We start from the raw sequence: 25,012 nt of genomic DNA, 5'->3' as shown, positions 1-25,012 counted from the left end.
AAACTACGTACTTTAATTATGTTATTTTTATGATTTTTATCTTTTTTGTGATAATAACTTACGTTTTTGATTAAAATTTATTTAATTAAAACCATTTTCGGGTAAAAAGAGTAACTAATGCTTTTGGGGCCAAAGTGATAACAAATCTGATTTTTTCATCGTAATTCTTTTGAGACATTTCCCATCCGTTATTTGAATAGACCGGAAAATAAAGTTCAAAGTAGTCTGGAACAAGGTTTAACCGCACTCCGCTATCATAAGCAAAAAATACATTTTTATGTTTATTTTTCAAAAGCCCAACATCGCCATAAACTTCAACCCAGTCCCACAATGCATAGCTGGCGTTTAAAGTTGTCATCCACTGATTACCAAATGAAGGATTTAATTTTGATTTAAAACCACCTTCGGAAATTACATATTGCTGGCTGAAAATCCCACTAGTTTCAGATCTTCCCAAGATATTATAATCAAACAAATAATCTGTAGGTTTATCTAAACCAAAACTAAAATAATCAGAATTGGTTTTATTATACAGGAAACTTCCGGCAAACAATCTTAAGTTTAGTTTGCGGTTATTTTCAAATAACCTTCTGTATTCAACTTCTCCGGAAACTTTTCCAAAGCCTCCGCCAAACTGAACATCAGTCATGAAATTAAAATGATTAACCAATTCTGTTTTTGTGTTTACGTAACGTGCATCAAAAACAGAATAATTAGGTCTGGAATTATCTGTAATAAATTCGCTTGCTTCCCTGTTTACAATTACCTGACGAAATAAAATAAGCTGTTTTCTATTATCTCTAAAATTCTCTTCACGAATTCGCAGCTGCACCATAGGATTTAATCGCAGATAAGTAGCATCTGGTGCATAATGAAAATAGTTCTGGCTTATAGAATATCGCACATTATATAAAGTACTGTTTCGATAAAACTGATTCAAAGAAAAAGCAGAAGAACCCGAAATTGTCCCCGCTTTTATGGAATAGGCAGGATTAATATCAAAAGTAAAAGGTTTGTCTAATATCGTTTTATTATGAAAACGAATTCCCGGTGTTAATCCGTCGTAATAATTATACGTTAATGTTGGAATATATAAAATCTGGTTGTAATAAGGGTCTTCAAGATCTTTGGCAAAATTAAATTTTATAGGACGATTGGTAATAACCAGACTTTTTAGCGATTTCCAGTTGTTTCTTTGATTGAATTCAGGAACCTCGTTATCATAATTAATAACTAATTTGTCCGCATTTTTTCGGTCAAACTGATAAACAGAATCTGTTTTTTTAGGCTCAATCCATTCCTTGAAAACAACTTCATTTTTCTTTAAACCATAAATAGGAATTGGAGCATAAATATCGGTTTTGTTTTTTATTGAGAATTGTACACTATCTGCAGTTTTGGAAACATGCGTAAATTTATAGTCAATAATTTCACGTGAATCGATTATCGTTCTAAAAAACCAGTCGATATTTTTTGGACTTTTTTCAGTCAGGATTTTTTCAAAATCATAACGATTTGTCTGCTGTGTTTTATTTAAATTATAAAATTCCTGAATACTTTCGGGAACAATATTATGATTCAAATAATCATCAAGATAACTTAAACTTAAACCCGCGCGGTATTTACTTGCAATTTGTTCGTTAAATTTTATCAGCGTATTTTTTGGATCTCCAAGCGGCTGATCCAGGTTTTTACGGGCCATCAGCATATAATAATAACTGTACTGCTCATTAAAAGTCAGGTTGGTAATATTGTAACTTTTAAAAAGTTTCATTTTTGAAAGTTTTCCCAGCATTTTTTCATCCAGATGATTTTCTTCCATGTATTTCATCATGGCATAAATCTGGATTCCGTCATAAACCCAATTGTCTTTACGAGGATCAAGACGAAGTGAGTTTTTTAAATAATTGTTCAAATAAGTTTTAAAGAAAGTTACTTCAAACATAAACTCATCCGAAAACGGACTTAGAAACGAAGGTAGCTGATTCAATCCATAAAAAGGATTTCTTTCATAATCTGCCTGCGAAACCGTAATTTTTTCATGCGGATATTTACCAAGAAATTCATTTGCAAAAGCAGCAACCCGGTCAATTATAATCGCTTTTTGAATTTCGCTGATTTTCTTGTTTTTCAAATCCGAAAGAACTTCTATTGTCCCATTATCATAACTCTTAAAATTATTTTGTTTTTCGATAATTAAATTAAAGTCTGATCTGTTTTTTCCCGAAAAAGAATAATTAGTAAATGCCGAATTCGAAACGTCTTTTGAAACCGAATTTAAATCCGTTGTAATCGAATAATCATTCGGGATTTTTATTTCAACTTCATAATCGACAACCGCATTTGCAATGTCGTCAAGATTAAAGTTATTGTGTCTTATAAAACGGTGATTTTCAAAACGTGCAGGATTTAAAAACCAGTTTTTTAAATTCATTCCGTTTTGGTTAAATCCATAATGCGTGAATTTATCACTCGGAATTTTTGAAATATAATTGACATGCAGAGTGATTTGTTCTCCCGGATGTAATTTTTGGTTTAGCCTGACAACAATAAAATCCGGGTTTTTATCAGTTCTCTCCCATTCAAGTGCAGTAAAGTTAGAATCGGTTAGATTTAAAATTGTTGTATTTCCTCTTTCAATAGCTTTTGCTAAATGAAAACCGCGATAAAATTCATCAGAAAAACGTCTGGCCAAAGGCGTGTTTTTATCCGCAAATGCATTGTTCCAATCATTCAAAACAATAGAAATCAATGTATCGTTTGAAGTATTGTAATACGTAATATCCTGTTTTACATTCAGCGTCTTTAGTTCAAGATTAACTGCCACTTCCATCTTAGACTGATGTTGTGCGTACTGTTTTATTGAACTAAATAAAACAAAAATGAGAATTATAATTTTATATATTGATTTCAAGAATTGGCGTAAAAATTATAAATATACCTAAAATTATATGCATAAATTTATTCATGGCTTTATGTAAAAATAGCATAAAAAAAGCTGTTTTAAAAAACAGCTTTCAATTTTTATATCGCAAAGGGTATAAATTTAACCTTATAAGTAAAATAAATGCAGATTTTTTTAAGAATACTTAATCTTATAATATTTATTTACCCTGTAAATATTTTTAGAAATTCGGACTCAAATCGTATTTCTTGTAGAATTTATCCAAAACGTCAACAACTTCATCTTCAGTATCTACGATCTTGAATAAGTTCAAATCTTCTGGGCTTACAGTATGCATTTTTTCTACCAAAACCGTTTTTACCCAATCCAGTAAACCTGACCAAAATTCAACTCCAACCAAAATAATCGGGAATTTTCCAATTTTCTTAGTCTGAATCAAAGTGATCGCTTCAAACATTTCATCCAGCGTTCCAAAACCTCCCGGCATAACCACAAAGCCTTGCGAATATTTTACGAACATAACTTTTCTCACAAAGAAATAATCAAAATTCAGGTTTTTATCGTGATCGATATAAGGATTAAAATGCTGTTCAAAAGGCAGTTCGATGTTTAAACCAACCGAAGTTCCGCCGCCTAAATGTGCACCTTTATTTCCGGCTTCCATAATTCCCGGGCCTCCTCCCGTAATTACACCATAACCGGCTTTACTAATTTTAAAAGCAATTTTTTCTGCCAGTAAATAATATTTATCATCTGGTTTTGTTCTCGCCGAACCAAAAATAGATACACACGGACCAATACGTCCCATGCTTTCGTAACCGTTTACAAATTCGGACATGATTTTAAAAATCGCCCAGCTGTCATTTGTTCTAATTTCATTCCAGGTTTTTTGTTTTAAACTGTCCTGGATTACTTTATCCTCATCATTATCAAAATCTTCTAATCTCATTTTAGGTATTTTAATTATTTATATTTTATTAAGCTGTCATTTTAATTATAGTCGAAGGAAGGAGCTGATTCCTGCTGTCCACTATATTCCCGATAAACAAAAATTATGGCTAAAAAGCCTTGTTTTTCTAAATCGGGAGATGCCGTTCCCATCAGGGCTAGGCATTAGTTTTCAATTAAACATTAGTTTAACTAAATACATCTTTCTTTCAAAGTTTAAAATTTTGACAAAAAAGGGATACTAAATTAACTCTTTTTTTGAGAATTGTTACAAAAAAGGAAATTTATAATCTAAAAGCAACGTTTAGAAAAAGAGAAATTCAGTTTTTTAATTCATTATCAAATAATTGCGATAAATGAAATTTTAATAGCACATTATAATTGTGCTTAATATGTGCCGTTCCTACGGAACTCTACTGCTTGGCACATTGATATTTTCAACGGATTGAAATCCGTTGCTACCGATATTTCGTTCCTACGGAACTTATTTGCGCTGGGGCTATTCAACGACGGATTAAAATCCGTCGCTACCGACATGTCGTTCCTACGGAACTTTTGTAAAACAATCAATTTTAAAAAACCATTCAATCATTTTATATTGTAAAGAAAGGTTTTAATTCGTTGAAAATATCTATATCCTAATAATAGAGTTCCGTAGAAACAATACATGTTGCAGCAAAATATTTCATTCGCCCCAACAATAAAGTTCCGTAGGAACGACATGTCGGTAGCAACGGATTTTAATCCGTTGAAAATATAAATACGCCCCAAGAATAGAGTTCCGTAGGAACGGTACATATTGTAGAAACGGATTTCAATCCGTTAGTGATTTTGACACAACGGATTTTAATAAATTTTAATCCATCTCATTAATGACGATATTTTATTCCAATTCTTTTTTCAAAAACTTAGCCGTATAACTTTTTTTATTTTTTGCCACTTCTTCCGGAGTACCTTTGGCAATTAATTGTCCGCCGCCTTTTCCGCCTTCAGGGCCAATATCAATAATATAATCTGCAAGTTTTATAACGTCCATATTATGTTCGATAACCAAGATTGTATTCCCTTTATCAACCAGTTTATTGATAACATCCATTAAAACCCGAATATCTTCAAAATGTAAACCAGTTGTAGGTTCATCCAGAATATAAAACGTATTTCCCGTATCTTTTTTAGATAATTCTCCAGCCAGTTTGATACGCTGCGCTTCACCGCCCGAAAGCGTTGTACTTTGCTGACCAAGTGTAATATATCCTAAACCAACATCCTGGATTGTTTTTACTTTTCTGTAAATTTTCGGAATGTTTTCAAAAAACGGAACGGCTTCATCAACCGTCATATCCAAAACATCCGAAATTGATTTTCCTTTATATCGAATTTCCAGCGTTTCTCTGTTAAAACGTTTTCCCTGACACGTTTCGCATTCCACGTAAACGTCTGGTAAAAAGTTCATTTCGATAGTTCTTACCCCAGAACCTTCGCAGGTTTCGCAGCGTCCGCCTTTTACATTAAAGCTGAAACGTCCGGCTTTATAACCACGAATCATACTTTCAGAAGTCATGGTAAACAGGTTTCTGATTTCTGTAAAAACTTCGGTATAAGTAGCTGGATTTGAACGCGGTGTTCTTCCAATTGGGCTTTGGTCAATATCAATTACTTTGTCAATATGTTCTAAACCTTCAATCTTTTTATAAGGCTGTGGTTTTTTTACTCCGTTAAAATAATAAGCGTTCAGAATAGGATAGAGCGTCTCGTTAATCAAGGTCGATTTTCCACTTCCAGAAACTCCCGTAACGCAGATTAATTGTCCTAAAGGTAATTCTATCGAAACATTTTTCAGGTTATTTCCCGTTGCTCCGGTTAGTTTTAAAAATTTTTCGTTTCCTTTTCTTCGCTTTTTTGGAATCTCTAATTTCATTTTACCATTCAAATATTGAGCGGTAATGGTATTCGATTTTAAAGTTTCTGCCGGAGTTCCTATGCTGATAATTTCTCCGCCGTATTTTCCGGCTTTTGGGCCAATATCAATTACATAATCTGCCGTTTCTATCATGTCTTTGTCGTGTTCAACTACAATAACAGAGTTTCCAATATCACGTAATTGCTCCAGAGATTTAATCAGTTTTTCATTGTCTCTTTGGTGTAAACCAATACTTGGTTCATCCAAAATATATAAAACACCAACCAGCTGTGAGCCAATTTGTGTTGCTAATCGTATGCGCTGTGCTTCACCTCCCGAAAGTGATTTTGAACTTCGGCTTAAAGCCAGATAATTCAAACCAACATTCATTAAAAAGTTCAAACGATCTTTGATTTCTTTTACAACTTCAGAAGCAATTAAAAGCTGTTTATCAGTTAAATGACTATTTAAATCCTGAAACCAAGCTGTTAAATCTGAAATATCCATATCACACAATTCAGTGATATTTTTTTCATTAACCCTAAAAAACAACGCTTCTTTTTTAAGACGAGAACCTTCGCAAACCGGACAGTTAATTTCGTCCATGAAATCTTTTGCCCAGCGTTTTATACTTGTTGTTGCACTTTCGTCATATTGATTTTTGATGAAATTTGAAATTCCTTCAAAATCAATTTTGTATTCTCTTGTTACGCCAAGATCTTTTGAATTGATGGCAAATTTATCTTTTCCTCCATATAAAATCATCTGCATGGCTTCTTCAGGAATTTTTTCAATTGGATCTGTAATTTTAAACCCAAATTTTTCCCCAATAGTTTCTAACTGCTTAAAAATCCATGAAGATTTATATTCGCCAAGCGGAGCAAATCCACCGCTTTTAATCGATAATTTCGGATTTGGTATGATCTTTTTAACGTTGATTTCGTGAACCGTTCCTAATCCGTTACAATGCGGACAAGCACCTTTTGGTGAATTAAAAGAAAATAAATTTGGTTCTGGATTTTGATACGAAATTCCGGTTGTTGGACACATCAAATTTCGGCTGAAATAACGAACTTCATTTGTATCCTGATCTAAAATCATTAATACATTTTCGCCATGATGCATCGCTGTATTAATACTTTCCGCCAATCGTTTTTGATTGTCTTCGGTATTTTCAATCAACATTCTGTCAACTACAATTTCAATGTCGTGCGTTTTGTAACGATCCAGTTTCATTCCTGTAACCAAATCCTGAACTTCACCATTTACACGAACTTTTAAAAATCCTTGTTTGGTAATTTGTTGAAATAACTCAGCATAATGTCCTTTTCTGGCTTTAATTACCGGGGCAAGAATATTAATGCGCTTGCCATTGTAATCCTGAATAATCAAATCCTTAATTTGTTCATCAGAATAGGAAACCATTTTTTCGCCGGTGTTGTAACTGTAAGCGTCAGCACCACGAGCGTATAAAAGTCGAAGGAAATCGTATATTTCAGTAATAGTCCCCACAGTTGAACGCGGACTTTTACTGGTAGTTTTTTGTTCAATTGCAATAACCGGCGAAAGTCCGTCGATTTTATCTACATCCGGACGTTCTAACCCGCCAAGGAACTGCCTCGCATATGCAGAAAAAGTTTCTACATAACGACGCTGACCTTCAGCATAAATGGTATCAAACGCTAATGATGATTTTCCCGAACCCGAAAGACCTGTTATTACAACCAGTTTTTCACGCGGAATAGAAATATCGATATTTTTTAGATTATGAACTCTTGCGCCAAGAACTTCAATAGTATTGTCTTTATCTAGCATAAATTTGAGCAAAACGCAAAGTTACCACTTTGATTTGTTCTTTTAGTACTAGAGTATAGAAGTTTATGTTAAAAATTGTAACAAAATAACGCTAGCCTAAACTAGCGCTTTCTCTTTCTTGTTGCCATATATTCCTCGATGGCTTCTTTGGTCGTGTACCAGTTTCGGCCTTCTTTGTAGGCGTCGATTTTTCCTGTTCTGGCCAGTAAACTTACATATTCCTGACCGTAAGCGGCTTCTGGTTCGCTTACAATATTTATGATAGGCTGATAATCATAACTGCTGTCCGGCATCGCGGTTAAATATATATTTAAAGTTCGCTCCAGTGCCTGGCACATCAAAAGGGTTAACTTTTGATAATTGCCATTGTTTGCCTGATTAAGTGCTTCGTAATATTTTTTTCTATCGTTTTTAAGGACAATTGCCGGCGGAAAACCGCAACGCATTAATAACAGGTTCATGCTTAAACGAACGGTGCGGCCGTTTCCATCAAAAAATGGATGTATCCAGACTAATTTATGATGATAAATTGTTGCGAGCTCTATATCGTTTAATCCTAAAGGATTTGTATTGATAAAATCGATTAATTCATCTAAAAGATCTGAAACTTTATTGGCGTTTGGAGGCATAAAATTAGCTCCCGAAATTCGAACGCCGCCATTGCGGATACGACCTGCAAAATCATCTTCGATAGAACGTAAAACTAAACCGTGGATGGAAAGAATATCAATGCTTCGAAGTTTGTAAGTATCATCAACAATTGAATATAAATAATCAATTGCTTTGTCGTGATTGTGTGTTTCAAAGTGTTCCCGAAGCGATTTCCCTTTTATAGTCATTCCTTCCTGAATTACCATTTGGGTTTCGCGTAAACTCATTGTGTTTCCTTCAATGCTGTTTGAATTGTAGGTCCATTCTAGCGATAAACTTTCGCGGATTTTGTGTAAAGCGATATTGGGCAGTGGTCTGCTGTTTTGCAGATCGAGCCTTTTTTGGTATAATCGATCAAATGTTGATTGAAATTCTTCTCTGTATGTTAAGTCTATGTTCCACATAATCCTACAAAATTACTTCTTAATATCGGATATTCCAAATTTTTAACTTATCCGATATTAAGCTTATTCTATTGTCATGGAACGAAGTTTCATTCTGTAGGCTTCAAGTGCAATAGATTTTGAGATCATACCAAAATATTTTTCATTTCGTAAAACGGGAAGAAAAGCGGTTTTAGATCTTTCGAATTTAGTCATTACGACCTCCATGCTGTCATTTGAAGAAATCGTCGCAGCCGGAGTTTTCATTACGTCTTTGATCAAAGTATATTTTACACGGTAAGCATTAAAGATAATTTCTCGAATATCATTAAAATGTACTACACCAACAAGTTCTCTTTCATTATTTACAACGGCAAAAATTACCTGATTGGAGTGTGAAATAAGATCAACTAATTTGCTTAAATGTTCTTCTGGGGAAACCGTTAAATAATCAGTTTGAATGATGGTGTCAATATCTAAAGTCGATAAAATGTTAGAGTCTTTGTTGCTGGTAAAAGCATGCCCTTTTTTAGCCAGATTTTTTACGTCAAGCGAATATTTTTCAAAACGTTTTGAAATAGCAAAACTGATTGACGAAACAATCATAAGCGGAATCATTAAACCATAACCTCCGGTGATTTCTGCAATAAGGAAAATTGCAGTAAGCGGTGCATGAAATAATCCGCTCAAAATTCCGGCCATTCCAACCATTGTAAAATTACTGATAGGTAATTTTGCTAAACCGGTAAGAATGATAAATTTAGAAAAGAAATAACCTAAATATGATCCTAAAAATAAGGAAGGAGCAAAGTTTCCTCCGTTTCCACCACTTCCAATTGTAAGTCCCGAAGCAAATACTTTTATCATCATGGTACAGCCCACAAAAAGCAATAAAACCCATTGGTTGTTTCTCCAGCTGGCAAATAAGGTATTATCTAATAATTGCCCGGGATCACTTTCTGATAGGATTTTGATACTTTCGTAACCTTCACCAAACAGTGTTGGAAATATAAAAATAAGAAGTGCGAGAAGTGAAGAACCAATCAGGGCTTTTTTATAAGGTCCCATTTTTAGTTCTGAAAAATAATGCTCTACTTTTTGAAAATTTCTAGAGTAATACACTGCAATTGCGCCCGTTAAAACACCTAAAACTACATAAAAAGGAATATTGTGATAATCAAAAGTTTCTTGTTTTTTGAAAGATAAAAGAATGCTTTCATCTAACACAATTGCCGAAACCAAAGCTCCGGTTGCTGCCGAAATCATAATTGGCGTAAAGGCAGAAATACTAACATCGACCAAGAGAACTTCTATAGCAAAAAGAACTCCGGCAATAGGTGCATTAAAAGCAGCCGCAATTCCTGCCGCAACACCACAGCCAATCAGTAAAGTTCTGTCTTTATAAGCTAATTTATAATTCTGCGCATAGTTTGAACCAAAAGCAGCTCCTGTAATCACAATTGGGCTTTCTAAACCTGCAGATCCTCCTAAACCCACAGTCAAAGAGCTTGTAACAATCTGTGCGTACATTTGTTTTTTCGGAATTATACTCGCTTTTTTAGCAACAGCGTATAAAATTTGCGAAGTTCCTTTTTGAATGGTTCCGTTTAAAACTTTTTTCACGACCAAAACAGTCAATAAAATACCAATAATGGGCAGGATACTATTAATGAAACCTAATTTTAAAATTCCGCTGATGTAAGTTGCAAATGAAAAAACGCTATGGGCAAATGTTTTTAAAACAATTACCGCAAACGCACAGGAAATTCCAACCAAAACACTGGATAAAAAAATGAATTGCTTTGGTGTCAAAATAGATTGAGCTAAAGCAATAATACTTTCTAATCTTCGAAAAAGTTTTTTTATCATTGTATTTTTAAAAAGTTACGGGAGAATGCAAATTTAGCTTTAAACATTCGATTTTGTCAAATTTTTCTACTAAAATCTTTTTACTTTAAAATCCCGCAGCTTTGTCATCACCACGAAAATCGGCACCTCCCTCAAGAGTATTGTCTGGCAGAACCAAAATGGCATCTACTTTACCAATTACAGGTGTAGTTTTTTCGTTGATTAAATATCCTTTAGCTTTTAAACTTTCGATAGTATTATAATTGAACGTATTTGGCTCAAATGTAATAAGATCCGGAAGCCATTGATGATGAAAACGAGGTGCATTTACAGCTGCCTGCATACTTAAATTATACTCGTAAACATTTAGGATAGTCTGCAATACAGATGTTATAATGGTAGACCCGCCCGGAGAACCTACAACCATAAATAATTTTCCGTTTTTTTCTACAATTGTCGGTGTCATAGAACTTAGCATTCTTTTTTGAGGGGCAATGCTGTTGGCTTCGTTTCCAACTAATCCAAACATATTTGGTGATCCCGGTTTTGCACTAAAATCATCCATTTCGTTGTTTAAGAAAAAGCCTAATTCATCACAATAATATTTAGACCCAAAACCGTCATTTATTGTTGTGGTTGCAGAAACAGCATTTCCAAATTGATCTACAATTGAATAATGCGTTGTTTCGGTACTTTCGTTATACGTAATTTTTCCTTCTTTTATTTCTGATGATAATGAAGCTTTCTCTGAGTCAAAATTCGACATTCTTTCTTTTAAGTAAGAATCTGATAAAAGGCCATTAATTGGAATTTTTACAAAATCGGGATCTCCTAAAAACTGACTTCTATCGGCATAAGCTCTTCTTTCTGCTTCAACAATTACCTGAATCGACTGTTCTGAATTATGCTTCATTTTTGATAAATAAAATGGAGAAATCATTTTCAGAATCTGTGCCAGACAAATACCGCCGCTGCTTGGCGGACCCATCGAAGTAATCTTTAAATCTTTGTAATCAAACTGCAGCGGATTCCTCCATTTTGCTTCGTAAGATGCTAAATCTTTCAGCGTAATAATACCGCCTTTTTTCTTAAGATAATCAACTAAAACCTGAGCAGTTTTGCCTTTGTAAAATTCATCTTTTCCGCCTTTTAAAATTCGTTTAAGCGTACTGGCAAGCGCAGGATATTTGATTGTATCGCCTTCCTTAAACTTTCCGGCCATTAATGTAGTTGGTCCATTTGCTTTTACAATGGCATCATGATAATTCTCAAGCTGTTTTTGCTGTTTTAGTGTTACAACGACACCTTTTTCTGCAAGTGCAATAACAGGTTTTAAGATTTCTGACATGGGCAGAGAACCAAATTTTTTATGAACGGCAAAAACTCCGGCTATGGTTCCGGGAACGCCTATTGCAAAAGGAGTTTCGGTGCTTTTTCCGGGAATTACATTTCCGTCTTTGTCCAGAAACATATTTTTTGTTGCAGCAAGCGGCGCTTTTTCACGGTAATCTAAACTTCCAACTTCGCCATTTGCTTTTCGGTAAACCATAAATCCGCCGCCGCCAAGATTTCCCGCATACGGATAGGCTACTGCCAGAGCCAGTTCGGTTGCGGCCATGGCATCAAATGCATTACCGCCTTTTTTCATTATTTCTACACCAATTTTTGATGCTTCTATGCGAGCCGAAACGACCATTGCTTTTGAAGCTGTTAAACCAGTTGGTGCTGCAGCATGCTGTGCAAAACTATAAAAAGATATAAAATAAATAAGAAGTGAAATTTTTTTCATAACAAGAACATATTTTATAAAATGGTTAGATTTATAAGGAAAGTAACTTTTGTTTGGCTTGTTGTTGAACATCCTCAAAAAAGAGAGTAAATTCCTGTTCAAATTCTGTATAAAATTCTTTTAATTCTTCACTGGCAAACTGCATTTTTGAAACATTTCTCGACCTTCTGTCCATCTGAGTTAAAATTTGATGGATTCCTTCGACAGTTCTGTAACTTAAAAGCCAGTTTCTTTCAATCATGTAAGGCATTAAGCCTTGAGTTTTTTCGGTTAAAACAGCATAATTTTCATGCAGTGAATTGTAAAAACGATTAATAAAATCTTCTAATTTTTCATCGGAATAATTTGCCCAGTTTTTGGCTAAAAAATGATCGTAAACTATATCTATAATTACTCCCGAATAATGGTGGTATTTATCATGTAGACGCCTTGTACTTTGTCTAAAAACATCATGAGAGTCAGTATAAGTGTCAATAAATCGGTGCAAAAGAATTCCTTTTTGAACATCTTGCGGAAAATGTTCAAACTGTTTTCCGCGAATGCCGTCAGCCATAAAATTGCCAATTTTAATTAAGTCATTATCACCGGAAAGATATATATGGGCTAAGAAATTCATTTTTTTTTATCTAGGTTACTAAGGTTCTAAGTTGCTAAGAAACTAAGTTGTTTTAGTAAAAGTATGAAAACTTTTTTAGATCGTTTTGTTATATTATTCTGCTTTAGACTTTTGTTATTAATTATTTTTTAATAATCTTAGCCTCTTAGCAACTTCGAGCCATAGTAACTTTTTTTAAAATCTTAGCCTCTTAGCACCTCAGAACCTTAGTAACTTTTTTATATTTGTAATAAAATAACAGAACTCACAAAGATGACTTTAATAAAATCGATTTCAGGAATACGAGGAACAATCGGTGGAAAAGTGGGAGATAACCTGACTCCTGTTGACGCTGTAAAATTTGCATCGGCATACGGAACTTTTCTAAAAAACAATACTTCAAAAGAAAAACTAACAGTTGTAATAGGCCGAGATGCTAGAATTTCAGGGCCAATGATTCATAATCTTGTTGTAAATACTTTAATAGGTTTAGGAATTAATGTAATAGATCTTGGGCTTTCGACAACGCCTACGGTTGAAGTTGCGGTTCCTCTTGAAAAAGCAGATGGAGGAATTATTTTAACGGCATCTCATAATCCAAAACAATGGAATGCTTTAAAATTATTAAATGAAAAAGGAGAATTTTTAAGTGGTGATGACGGCGCTAAAATTCTTGAAATTGCCGAAGCTGAAGCTTTTGATTTCTCTGATGTTGATAATCTTGGAGAAATTACGCTTAATGATGCTTATATGGATATTCATATTGATGAAGTATTGAATTTACCTTTAGTTGATGTTCAGGCTGTAAAGGACGCAAAGTTTAAAGTTGTTGTTGACGGTGTGAATTCTTCGGGAGGAATTATAATTCCGAACTTGTTAGAACAAATGGGCGTTGAAGTGGTAAAATTATACTGTGAACCAAACGGACATTTTCCGCATAATCCAGAACCTTTAAAAGAGCATTTGACGGATATTTCTGAATTAGTTGTAAAAGAAAAAGCGCATTTAGGAATTGTTGTTGATCCGGATGTTGATCGTTTGGCTTTTATTAGTGAAGACGGCGAAATGTTTGGTGAAGAATATACATTAGTTGCCTGTGCAGATTATGTTTTAAGTAAAACTCCGGGAAATACGGTTTCGAATATGTCTTCGTCCCGTGCATTGCGTGACGTAACAAACGGACATAACGGAAAATACGAAGCAAGTGCAGTAGGAGAGGTAAATGTTGTGGAATTAATGAAAAAGAACAATGCAGTTATTGGCGGCGAAGGTAACGGTGGAATTATTTATCCTGAATTGCATTACGGACGTGACAGTTTGGTGGGAGTTGCTTTGTTTTTAACGCATTTAGCGAATAAAAAAATAGCAGTTTCGGCATTGAGAGCTTCTTATCCGGAATATTATATGAGCAAAAATAAAATTGAATTAACACCTCAAATTGATGTTGATGCGATTTTAACTACTATGACAGAGAAATACAAAAACGAAGATATTTCGACAATTGACGGCGTTAAAATTGATTTTGCTAATGAATGGGTTCATTTAAGAAAATCTAATACAGAACCAATTATTCGAATTTATACTGAAGCACCTTCTCAAAAAGAAGCTGATACTTTAGCACTTCGAATTATTGATGAAATAAAAGTAATTGCAGGAATATAACTTTTGCAATGACAAATAAAAAAAGCGCCTTTCAAATTTATGGAAGGCGTTTTTTGTATAGTTAAAAATTAGTTCTTTATAATTTTCATTGATTTGGTAACCGAACCATACGAAATATTTACAATATAAACCCCAGCGGCTAATTTATCACCAATCTTAATATCTTCATTTGTAGAGTAATCATTAGAAGAGAAACACACACTTCCTTTCATATCCACTATTTTTAGAGATATAGGTTCTGTTGTAAATGATTTTATATGAAGTGTAGACTCAACTTTAATTGGATTTGGATAAACGGTAAAAGAATCACTATCAGTTTTCGGATCATTTACACCCAAATTTCCTGAGGCTGCATCAATATAATTAAAATTCATATCGTTTGATTTGAATTTAATTTTCAAATAAACTTCACCTTTTGGTAATGTAACTCCGTTTACAACTTTGTCTGCATAAGTTTGATATCCGCCAGTTACAGGAAACGTTTCATCTGTTTTTACTACAATATCATTTACCAGAATGTCAAATTTTCCGGGAATAGCTGGCGAAGCAACTCTAAAAGTTAGATTATAACTTCCGGCATTGGCGACATTTAGCATAAATTCGTTCCAGTCGCCGCTGTCTATAAAACATACATTTTGTCCGGTTCCAGAATCTGTAGTATTTTGTAATCCGGTTCCTTTTCTTCTATAATGTTTGTTGGCAGTTATTCTACCTGGAACATTCATTTTTTTTGCTGTGAAACTCTCATTTATGTAAGTAGTTCCAATTGGTTTTAAAATGCCGCTTGTGAGGCTTAGTAATTGTCCTTCGAGCATATCTGTCCAATTTGAAGGAACACGGCCGGTAAACCATGAATATCTGTAAATATCCGGATCATTTTCAAAGCTGTTTACGATTTGTTTCATAAACGAAATTTTATCTGTTTCAGACTGAATAACCCGGTTTGCAAATTCTGTTACCCAAACCGGACGATTGAAATTTTTAAGGTTTCCGGTAACACCAATAACTGAACCTGCAGAATTATCATAAGTATGAAAAGCAATATAATCGACTTTACAATTTGGGCATAAAAGAAAAAACTGATTGTGCCAGGCTACGGGGTCACTGTATCCGCCATAATTATCAGGGCCGTTATAAGCGGGAGAGGCGCTGACAATTTCGAGATTTTTTGCAGCGGAGATTTTCTCTACATTTACCCATGCATTTACAGCTTCCTGCGGAGTTAAACGCGCACCGTCATTAAAATTTGGTTCATTAAAAGCTAAAAGATATTTTGCTCCAGGTTTAATACGATCTATAAATACTTGTACTTCGGCATCACTTATTTTGCCCCATACCATTGGAACATATTCTACACCAAGAGTTTGATAATTAGCATTAACGTCATTTTCAGGAAGTGATCCCCAATTGTACCACCAGGAAATCCCGGGTTTAAGCGCTAATAAATCGGCTGTTGAATTATTTCCATAAGCAATTCCGCGTTTTGGACTTTGTGCAAATGTTGTAATTGTTATTAACGAAAATATAAAAAGTAACTTTTTAATCATGGTTAAAATTTTGATGAGGTTTTTTTATTAGATTTAGTTAACTCCAAATTTATATGGTTTGGGTAGTTTTTAAGTCAAAAAAAAATATTACAAAAACCCATCAAAATGTATTTTAAAGCCTTTAAAAATCTTATGATGAAAACTGTAGATTTCAGTAAAAAAGAAAATCCAAAAAGCAGTAATTACTTTTTGGATTTTCTTTTGTAAATTATTTATTCACGCGGTGTTTCCACCTTTTGTGTGTCCATAGATAAAATTCTGGAGCTTCAAGAATTTGTTTTTCTACCTCTTTCAGGTATTTTTCTGTAATGTCAAAATTTTTATAATCATTAGGATTATCAGCAATAGATAAAAAAGCAGCTTCATAATAACCTCTTGAAACTTTTTTTACTTTTACCATGATTACGCTTAAATTATATTTTTTTGCAAGCATTTCGGCTCCTGTATGCACGGGAACTTCTATGCCCATAAATTTCATCGAATGAAAAATCCTGTCCAATTTAGGCGATTGATCACTGGCAAGTCCATACATGCTTAGTTTTCCATCACGCTGATTTTGGGCCATTGTTGGGATTGCTTTTCTTGTTTCGACTAATTCGGTATTGTATTTTGAACGAATTTTTCGAATCAATTTGTCAAAATAAGGATTGGCAATTTTTTTATAAACTGCAATTCCCTGAAAACCAATTTTAGGGTTTATTGTTAAAAGCCATTCATAACTTGCATAATGTGAAGCGACAAGAATTACACTTTTACCTTGTTTTGCATATTCATGTACTAATTCAATATTAGTTACATGAAATCTTTTTTCCATTTCTTCAGGTGTAATACTCATTGTTTTTATCATCTCTAAAAACATATCACACATATGGTGGTAGAATTTTTTCTCAATTTTTTTTCTTTCAGCATTACTTAAATGAGGAAAAGTAAGTGCCAGATTTTCGCGTACTATTTTTTTACGATATCCAATAATTCTATAAACAAGAAAGCAGACAAGATCTGAAAACAAATAAAATAAACGAAATGGGAGTATAGAGATAAGCCAAAGTAAGGGGAAGGCTATTATATAAACAATAAATTGCATCTAAAAATTTTTCTGCAAATATAATGTAAAAATGAATAAGCTCGATATTTTGGATTCTCATCAACTTATGTTTGATATTGATTATCTTTACCATTCACATTAAATATTATTTATGAATATCATTTTAATTGGAATTATAGTAGCCAATGTACTGATTAGCTATAAAGGTTTTAACGATCTTTATTTTTTTAGAAAATACGAATTTCATGTAGGAAGCATTCGAGCGGGAGAACAAATCAGAATGCTTTCGTCTGGTTTTTTACACGCCGATTTTATGCACTTGGCGTTTAATATGCTGACACTTTGGTTTTTTGCTCCGGTTGTTACTAACGGGCTTGGAAAAGTTTCCTTTGCTTTAGTATATTTTGGAAGTTTGATCTTTGGAAGTTTATTGACAATGCTGTTTCATAAAAACGATTACAGTTATCGTGCTGTTGGAGCATCTGGAGCTGTAACCGGGGTTTTGTATTCTGCGATTTTGCTTCACCCTGATATGATGCTTGGAATTTTTGGTATAATTCCGATTCCTGCTTACCTTTTCGGAATTTTATATTTATTGTATTCTATTTATGGAATGAAAGCTAAAAATGACAATATTGGCCACACAGCGCATTTTGGAGGTGCAATTGGCGGATACTTAATTACTTTGATAAAAGAGCCTTCATTAATCTATAATGAAACCTTTATGGTTGTTTTATTATTAATTCCAATTTTGATTCTTTTTGGAATGGCTAAATTGGGGAAATTGTAATGCTGGCATAACTTTTGACAGGCCTTTATCAATAACTTAAAATATAACAGAAATGAGAAAATTAGTATTATTTTTAACAATCATGTTTATGACTATGTCTTACAGCCAAGAAACCAAACAAATTCCTCAAATTAATGTAAATGGAGAAGGAAAAGTAAAAGTAGCACCTGATCAGGTTTGTATTTCAGCTACGGTTGAAACAAAAGGGAATAATGCTAAAGATGTCAAAAAGCAAAATGACGAAAAAATGGATGCTGTTTTAAAATTCATAAAAAAAATGAACCTTCCTGCAGCAGATTTCAAAACAAAACAAGTTGCACTTAATCCGCAATACGATTACGAGAAAAAGAAAACAAGCTACAATGCGAGACAAACTGTAGAAATCGTTTTAAAAGATTTATCTAAATATGATGAATTGATGGAAGGTTTGGTACAGCAGGGAATTAATCGTATAGACAGAGTTTCTTTTGAATCTTCTAAATTAACATCATTACAGTCAGAAGCCAGAAAATTAGCGATGAAAGATGCTAAGGCAAAGGCAGAAGATTACGTTTCAGTTTTAGGTCAAAAAGTAGGGAAAGCTTATGTTATTTCAGATAATTCACAAATTTATCATCCACAGCCAATGTATGCGGCTATGAAGTCAATGGAGGCTGATAGTGCAGGAGCTTCAAACGAAACATTAGCAATTGGAGAAATCGAAATTACTGCAAATGTTAGTGTAAGTTTTATTCTTGACTAAATAATTTAAATTCCAAATAATATTAAATTCCAAATTCCAATTTTTAGATTGGGATTTGGAATTTTTTTTTGCTTTTCTTTTAATGTTTATTTGAGCTTATTTTTTAAAATGAGTTATTAAAATAAGGTCCGATGAAAATTTTCATAATAAATATCAATCAATAAAGCGGCACCATTTGCAGATGCTAAATCAATTAAACTTATTTCACAAAGCGCATCTATTCTGCATGTTTGATCTTTAATCGATTTTACTTTACCCACAGCTTTATCAAAAATGGCAATGTTTTCAATAGCATTTTTTATTATGGTAATCAATTGTTTAAAATCATCCGGTGATAATTTACTTTCTTTTACATAATTTTCTAGTCGGGCACCTTCTCTGTAATGGGGATAATTTTCTAATCCCATAAAGGTCAGCATCCAGACTTTATTATAATTCCATATTGTTTTAACAATTCCAATATAGTCTGCTATCAGCTCATCATGCAGGTTATTAGTTGCCTGTCCGTATTTTTTGAGCGTATATAAATGCGTAAATTCATGTTCTTTTCGAATAGAAATGGAGTATGAAATCCATAAATCTTCTTCCAGTCCCAATTGACTTGCAGTTACATTGCTGTAAGGTTTTGTACTTAAAATGATCAATTTATCTTTATACAAAGATTTTTTAAGCATAATGTTGTTTGAAAACTCGGTATTCCAGTCTCCAAAAGGATTGTTCTGCAGCCAGTTTTTTTTAATGATATTAAACCGTTTCGAGTTATTAAGACCATTTAATAACACAGCTCCCATTGATGCAGGAATAGGCAAGGGATTGTTTTTATGTATTATGGACTGTAGTATTTTTACAAAATCTTCATTATTAGGAATGGTTAAAACCGGGATTTTGCCTGCAATACTTTCATGAAGTTCTAAACTGATATTTTTTGTGTCTTCTAATTTTATGTAAGAAGTTAATTTTATATCGTTTGTTGTTCCTTTTAAAAGCATGTTGTTATACAATTCGGCTTTATCAATTTCTTTATCAATTAGAAAATTTAATGACGGATAACATTCTTTTAGCGCATTAAAAATATCTTTTCCATTTGAAAAATTCATTAAAAAATCTTCCCAGAATTGAATTTCTGTGCCTTCGGTAAAACTTGAAGCTGTGCAGTCATCATTTAAAGGAAACTTATTAAAAAGATAAGCTTTAAGTTTGTCTGATAAATCAATTGATGCAGCTTGATCAATTGGTTCGGGGAGAAATGAATTATTCATGATCATTACGAAATTTGGCGTTTAGCCAGTTGTGTAAATATGCCATCTTGCTGCATTAACTCTTCATAAGTGCCACATTCTTTGATTTCTCCTTGATCCAGAACATAAATACGATCTGCGTTTTGTATGGTGCTTAATCTATGTGCGATCACAATACGTGTAGCCTGAAGTTTGTCTAAACTTTCGGCTACAATATTTTGGGTCCTGTTATCGAGCGCACTTGTGGCTTCATCCATAAACAGTAATCTTGGTTTATGCACAATCGCTCTTGCAATCATAAGTCGTTGTCTTTGTCCGCCAGAAAATGTTCCTGCACCTTCGCTGACAAGGGTGTGCATTTCCATTGGCATATTCTTGATATCTTCTTCCATTCCTGCCATACGCGCCGCATCCCATGCATCATCTAAGGTCAATTCAGAATTCCCGACAATATTCTGGTAAATGCTGCCGGCCATCAATGCTCCATTTTGCAGTACAACACCTATTTGTCTTCTTACAAGCTCTTTGTTCATGGTGTCAAAAGTATTTCCATCATAATATATAGAGCCCATTTCAGCATGTTCGAATCCTAAAAGCAGTCTCATAATAGTTGATTTTCCGGAACCCGAAGGGCCAACAAAAGCAACCATTTCGCCCGGTTTAATTTTGAAGGTAATATTTTTTAAAATCAAAGGCTGATTTTCGTTGTATCTAAACGAAACGGAATTCATTTCGATATCTCCGGCCAATTCGCCCGGATCAATACTCTGATCCATAGATTCTGCTTCTTCTTCTAAAATTGGTTTTACCCTTTCGTACAGCGGAATAACATTTAAGGAAGTTATAAATGCCATACTTAACCTTAAACTATCGCCTAAAAATTTATTAAAAGCTGTAATAAATGCCATAAATGAACCTACAGACATTATGTTTGCTCCTGCAGCACCTGGGTTGACTACACTGTAGTAGATAAAAGAGAAAAAGAAAATACTGGTAAAAAGGGGATAGGAGCTATTGAAAATTTCAACAAAATTCTGATAACTGCCAGAACTGAATCCTAATTGTTTTAGTTTTGAAAATTTTTCTGCCCACAGGGTAAAAACTCTTCGTTCTCCGCCTGTTATTCTTATTTTGCTGATACCGGATAAAAATTCAAAAAGAAAACCCTGAATTTCTCCCTGATATTTCGAAACTTCCCGATCGTATTTTAATTTTAAACAGCCAATAGTTATCATAAAAACAATAGCAATTACAGCTAAACCTACACCAATCCAGGCTAAACTGGAGTCATAATAAAAAAGAAGTATCAGATTTACAAAAGAGAATGCTCCGCTTAATACTGCCGTCATTAAGGTATTTGAAAGTATTTGCCGGATCGAATTGATACTCAAAACCCTGTTAGTAAGATCTCCTGCGGTATATTTTTTATAAAAAGTTACCGGTAGTCGCAATATATAATCCATTACACCTGCCTGGAGATTAATACTGGATTTTGATTCTACTCTCATTTGCAATACACCCTGTACAAGCTGAAGTCCTGCAGTTACAAAAGCGATCACAATCATGATACTAAATATTTCTAAATGTATGGATCTGTCTGCCGCCGGAATAACATCATCAAAAATAACTCCTGATAAAACAGGGACTAACAGCCCAATCAGGCTTCCTGCAAATGAAGCCAGAATTAATAATTTGGCATCTTTTTTAACGCCATTCATAGCAAAATTTAATACCTTTTTCATGGAATCCATTTTGACATCGAACCCAGAAAAAAACATATAACCAATTGGTTCTAAAGAGTCAGCTATTTCGTTGTTGACAATTGACTCAGAGCCATCGGATAAATTTTTTATTAGATAAGAACTGGACGTTTTTTGTATAAGCGCAACGGGTTCGTTTTTTTGTTTGGTAAAGGCCAGTAAATGCCCGTTTTCTTCTTTCCACCAGGCATCTCTTAAAATGATTTTGCGGACTCTTATTTTAGAACTTTTTGCAATGGCATACAGCAGGTTTTTTGCGCTGGTTTCGTTTGCATCAATATGTTTGGGTTCTTCAAATTTAAATTGGCTGTGATCTGCTATAACCTGACATGTAGAATAGAGTATGTTTTGTTTATTTAGCTTTGAAGGGGCTACATGCGGTACACTTTTTTTATTGCCTGTTACTATAGATTTTATTTTTTCGAGTGTGTTTTTTAACTCATCTTCTTCACTGACCAGTTTAGCATTAAAATGCTCATTTTCAAAAACACTATTGTTTTCTATTGTTTTACAAAGCTGTGCATAAAAATAAGATTGTATTTTTTCTAAAGAAATCAAAAGATTCACTTCTTCCTCTATAACTTCTCTGGTGCTTAGTATTTTAATTTCTGTTTGGTCAGATAGGGATTTTACCCATAATTTATTCGATACAGGAATTGGAAAATTAGAAGTATCATCAAAATTTACAACAATATCAGATGAAAAGGCAGAAAGACTTCCGCAGTTTAAGCTTACCCAGTTTATGCCGTGTGAAGGATATGCAACCGTATTTTCTTTTAAATTTATTGTGTTAAAGTCATCAAGGGCGGTATAAACTCTTGGTGTGTTTTGAAAATTTAATTCGGAGGATGTTTTTGATATCCATTTATTGATCAGATTTTTCAAAAAGAAAGGATCAATATTCAAAAGATCACTTTTTTGAATTGCCAGTAATTTAGCTTCATTCGAATAAACGATTAATCTAATATTTTGGGTACAATCCCGAGGTAATAAGCTAAATAGTAATTCGCCTTGTTTTGCAGCATACAGGAATTTTAAAGGGCATAAATACTCTCCGTCTTTATCAATTTTAGTATGAAACACATTTACTTCACCCGAAATAACCATCCAGAAACTGTCTGTACTATTAAGAATCAATGGATTTTCAACGCCTATATGTATTTTCTCTTTCACTGACATGGTATTAAATTTATTTTGATTCGATCAGATGCGCATAAACTCCATTTTGTTTTAGCAATTCCTGATGAGAACCACGTTCTACTATTTTTCCCAGTTCCATTACTATTATTTCGTCACAATCAATAATAGTGCTTAGTCTGTGCGCTACAATCAGGCAGGTACAGCCTCTTTTCTTGATATTATCCATTACCGTTTTTTCAGTAGTTGGATCAAGGGCACTGGTGGCTTCATCCATAACTAAGATAGTCGGGTTACCGGATAAGGCTCTGGCAATTTCGATACGCTGACGCTGTCCGCCGCTAAAATTGGTTCCGCCTTCCATTACAGCGCTGTCATAACCATCACTTCTGGCAGAAATAACATCGTGAATTGCAGCATCGCGTGCAGAATTTATAATGTGTTTTTCTGAAATCATAGAATCCCAAAAAGAGATGTTTTCTTTAATTGTACCATTAAATACAATAACATCCTGATCTACTACGGCTAATGAACTTGTAATGATGTTTCTTGCAATGGTTTCTCTTTTTTTTCCATCTAATAAAACTTCACCTTTCCACGGATCATAAAGTCCTGAAGCTATTTTGGCTACTGTTGATTTTCCACTTCCAGAACCTCCTACTAAGGCAACTCTGCTTCCGGGTTTTAATTTTAAATTGAAATTTTCTATTAATGCCGGCATTGTTGTGTTATACCCAAATGTGACATCTTTCATTTCAAAATACCCAATTAGTTTGTTTTTAGGAATTTCGTTATGGTCAGACTGTGAGTTTTTATTGGATTCTTTTTCTCTAAACTGATTATCAATTTCATAATTCAATACATCATCTATTCGGCCCATGTCACTTTCTGTTTCATGCAGTGTATTACCTACGGTTACCAATTGGTTAACGGGTGTAATAAAATTGTTCATCAAATAAGTAAAGGCTACTAATGCTCCAAGGGTCATTTCGCCGTCCATAATTCGTAAAGCTCCAATTCCCAGAATTAAGAAATTTGTTAATGATGTGATCAAACTAGGAAGAACATTTAATCGAATAGTTAACCAGCCCAGTTCTTGCTGTGCGTTCATTACTTTGGCCAAATATCCAATCCAGTTGGTAAAAAAATCATTTTCTCTTCCGGATGCTTTTAAGGTTTCAATCATGCTGATTCCAGAAGTAGTTGTACCTAACAATTTTCCGGTTTCATTACTCAATCGGCGGCTTCCGTCTTTTCTGGCTGTGGCCACACATTTTAAGATGATGATATTTAATGCCGCCATAAAAATCCCGATTAAGGTCAGCGTAACATCATAAGAAAACATTAATATCGCATAAAAAATGACCACTATAACATTTAAGGCTGCATTAGCTAAATCACCGCTTAATAATTTGGCAACTTTATCATTTAAAGAAACCCTGTTGCCAACTTCTCCGCTATAACGCTGTGTGAAAAAAGCAATTGGTAAATGAAAAACATGCCACAAAAATTTACTGGAAGTAACTAAGGCTAATTTTGTTTCCAGCTTGAGTAAAAAGTATTGCTGAAGATATACTAAAACCGAATTAATAATTAAGATTCCGCCCATTATCAACAATAACGGCATTACAAAACCAGAAAAATTGTTGACCAGATATTTATCTATAAAAACGGTAAGAAACGAAGGAATTATTAAACCCGGAATTACTAAAAATAAACTGGCAATAATGATGTAAGTTATGCTTAATTTAGAACTGGCTACTCTTGAAAGTAAAGAACCCATAAGTCCTTTTTTCTCATTTCCTTTTTCAAAACTTTCGTTAGGATCAAAAGTCAAAACCACTCCGGTATAAGCATCATCAAATTCCTGATGGCTTACGGAGTATCTTCCTTGGGCAGGATCGCTTAAGTATACCTTTTTTTTGGTAAAACCTTCGAGTACTAAGAAGTGATTAAAATTCCAAAAAATGATGGCAGGCGTTTTAATCTGCATTAGCTTTTCAATAGATTTGGCATATCCTTTTGCGTCTAACCCAAACTCTTTAGCGGCCTTAATGATGTTAGTTGCTTTAAGCCCATCTCTGGAAACACCGCAAGCTATTCTTAATTTTTCTAAAGGAACGAATTTACCAAAATGTCCTAAAATAATACTTAAAGCTGCCGCGCCGCATTCCACGCTTTCCATCTGTAATACAGTTGGAACCTTAACTGGCCGGGCTTGTTTTTCAATAACAAAATTTGCAATATCTCCCATTTG

General features: G+C 33.8%; 15 protein-coding genes. 3 read left to right on the top strand and 12 right to left on the bottom strand.

The window, feature by feature from the left end; genetic code table 11:
- Nucleotides 1–85 precede the first annotated feature (85 nt).
- The 7 genes from AABD74_RS19180 to AABD74_RS19150 form a co-directional block, all read right to left on the bottom strand.
- Nucleotides 86–2,833, bottom strand: a complete 2,748-nt coding sequence (locus AABD74_RS19180) for an aminopeptidase (protein WP_406843968.1) — start codon at nt 2,831–2,833, stop codon at nt 86–88.
- Between the two features lie 292 nt (nt 2,834–3,125).
- Complete coding sequence (locus AABD74_RS19175; RefSeq protein ID WP_056200002.1) at nt 3,126–3,854, bottom strand: TIGR00730 family Rossman fold protein; 729 nt, start codon at nt 3,852–3,854, stop codon at nt 3,126–3,128.
- 882 nt (nt 3,855–4,736) lie between these two features.
- Nucleotides 4,737–7,568 (bottom strand): excinuclease ABC subunit UvrA, encoded by a 2,832-nt coding sequence (gene uvrA, locus AABD74_RS19170; protein WP_406843967.1) that lies wholly within the window; start codon nt 7,566–7,568, stop codon nt 4,737–4,739.
- Between the two features lie 101 nt (nt 7,569–7,669).
- Entirely contained in the window at nt 7,670–8,623 is a 954-nt protein-coding gene (locus tag AABD74_RS19165) for a Fic family protein (RefSeq protein WP_232680138.1), read from the bottom strand.
- A gap of 63 nt (nt 8,624–8,686) precedes the next feature.
- On the bottom strand, nt 8,687–10,471 hold the full coding sequence (locus AABD74_RS19160; protein ID WP_232680140.1) for a chloride channel protein: 1,785 nt from the start codon (nt 10,469–10,471) through the stop codon (nt 8,687–8,689).
- 85 nt (nt 10,472–10,556) lie between these two features.
- Entirely contained in the window at nt 10,557–12,239 is a 1,683-nt protein-coding gene (ggt, locus tag AABD74_RS19155) for a gamma-glutamyltransferase (protein ID WP_406843966.1), read from the bottom strand.
- A 31-nt stretch (nt 12,240–12,270) separates the two neighbouring features.
- A complete protein-coding gene (locus tag AABD74_RS19150; protein WP_232680145.1) occupies nt 12,271–12,855 on the bottom strand; it encodes an ACP phosphodiesterase in 585 nt (194 codons plus the stop codon).
- A gap of 252 nt (nt 12,856–13,107) precedes the next feature.
- Here AABD74_RS19150 and glmM point away from each other — a divergent pair, with 252 nt between their 5' ends.
- Nucleotides 13,108–14,496: a phosphoglucosamine mutase gene (glmM, locus tag AABD74_RS19145; RefSeq protein ID WP_232680147.1), complete on the top strand. Its 1,389-nt coding sequence runs from the start codon at nt 13,108–13,110 to the stop codon at nt 14,494–14,496.
- A gap of 68 nt (nt 14,497–14,564) precedes the next feature.
- On the opposite strand, the gene AABD74_RS19140 is transcribed toward glmM, so the two are convergent.
- On the bottom strand, nt 14,565–16,043 hold the full coding sequence (locus AABD74_RS19140) for a glycosyl hydrolase (protein ID WP_406843965.1): 1,479 nt from the start codon (nt 16,041–16,043) through the stop codon (nt 14,565–14,567).
- Between the two features lie 208 nt (nt 16,044–16,251).
- A complete protein-coding gene (locus AABD74_RS19135; RefSeq protein ID WP_406843964.1) occupies nt 16,252–17,127 on the bottom strand; it encodes a lysophospholipid acyltransferase family protein in 876 nt (291 codons plus the stop codon).
- Between the two features lie 112 nt (nt 17,128–17,239).
- Between AABD74_RS19135 and AABD74_RS19130 the strand changes: the two genes are divergently transcribed.
- A complete protein-coding gene (locus tag AABD74_RS19130; RefSeq protein ID WP_406843963.1) occupies nt 17,240–17,878 on the top strand; it encodes a rhomboid family intramembrane serine protease in 639 nt (212 codons plus the stop codon).
- A 52-nt stretch (nt 17,879–17,930) separates the two neighbouring features.
- Nucleotides 17,931–18,620, top strand: a complete 690-nt coding sequence (locus AABD74_RS19125; protein ID WP_232680156.1) for an SIMPL domain-containing protein — start codon at nt 17,931–17,933, stop codon at nt 18,618–18,620.
- A 116-nt stretch (nt 18,621–18,736) separates the two neighbouring features.
- On the opposite strand, the gene AABD74_RS19120 is transcribed toward AABD74_RS19125, so the two are convergent.
- From AABD74_RS19120 to AABD74_RS19110, 3 genes are read right to left on the bottom strand one after another with little or no spacing between them, the layout of a single operon-like run.
- A complete protein-coding gene (locus AABD74_RS19120; RefSeq protein WP_406843962.1) occupies nt 18,737–19,879 on the bottom strand; it encodes a DUF7005 family protein in 1,143 nt (380 codons plus the stop codon).
- A 5-nt stretch (nt 19,880–19,884) separates the two neighbouring features.
- The gene (locus tag AABD74_RS19115) at nt 19,885–22,797 is read right to left on the bottom strand and encodes an NHLP bacteriocin export ABC transporter permease/ATPase subunit (RefSeq protein WP_406843961.1); all 2,913 of its coding nucleotides are present in this window, start codon (nt 22,795–22,797) and stop codon (nt 19,885–19,887) included.
- Between the two features lie 10 nt (nt 22,798–22,807).
- Nucleotides 22,808–25,009: an NHLP family bacteriocin export ABC transporter peptidase/permease/ATPase subunit gene (locus AABD74_RS19110; protein ID WP_406843960.1), complete on the bottom strand. Its 2,202-nt coding sequence runs from the start codon at nt 25,007–25,009 to the stop codon at nt 22,808–22,810.
- Nucleotides 25,010–25,012 lie beyond the last annotated feature (3 nt).

The organism is Flavobacterium soyae (genome assembly GCF_045348165.1).
Classification (GTDB): Bacteria; Bacteroidota; Bacteroidia; order Flavobacteriales; family Flavobacteriaceae; genus Flavobacterium; species Flavobacterium soyae.
Note: the sequence above shows the minus strand (reverse complement) of the source record. Positions and strands in the feature narration are given on the sequence as shown.